The organism is Vogesella mureinivorans (genome assembly GCF_007644035.1).
GTDB lineage: Bacteria > Pseudomonadota > Gammaproteobacteria > Burkholderiales > Chromobacteriaceae > Vogesella > Vogesella mureinivorans.
Genome location: NZ_VMTV02000269.1, coordinates 1 through 387, shown reverse-complemented (window position 1 = coordinate 387; position 387 = coordinate 1). Strand labels below are relative to the sequence as shown.

The following is a 387-nucleotide window of genomic DNA, read 5'->3' as shown; positions in this document are numbered from 1 at the left end:
GCCCAAGGTGCAAGAACCGAAATCCGGCTACAGGGCCGGCGACGGTGCCAGCGCCAGCCGCCTCGCCACGAGCAGCGCTTTCGAGGTCTTGAACGAGGACGACGGCATTCTCGTGCTGGTCGATGAGGCCCATCGCACCCAGGCCGGTGACCTGCACGCCAGTCTGCTCGCTGGGCTGCCCAACTGCGCGCGCATCGGCTTCACCGGCACGCCGATCATCATGGGTGAGAAGAAGCGCACCCACGAGATCTTCGGCGAGTTCATCGATCGCTACACGATCAAGGAAGCCGAGGCCGATGGCGCGACGGTGCCGGAGCGCTATGAAGGGCGCACCGCCAACGGCGCGATCAAGGACGGCGCCAGCCTGGACGAGCTGTTCGAGGATCT

Annotated in this window: 1 protein-coding gene; it reads left to right on the top strand. The window is 65.9% G+C overall.

What is annotated here, in order from left to right:
* The coding region (locus FLQ44_RS08215; protein ID WP_240801219.1) for a DEAD/DEAH box helicase family protein at positions 1–387 on the top strand (387 nt) is incomplete at both ends.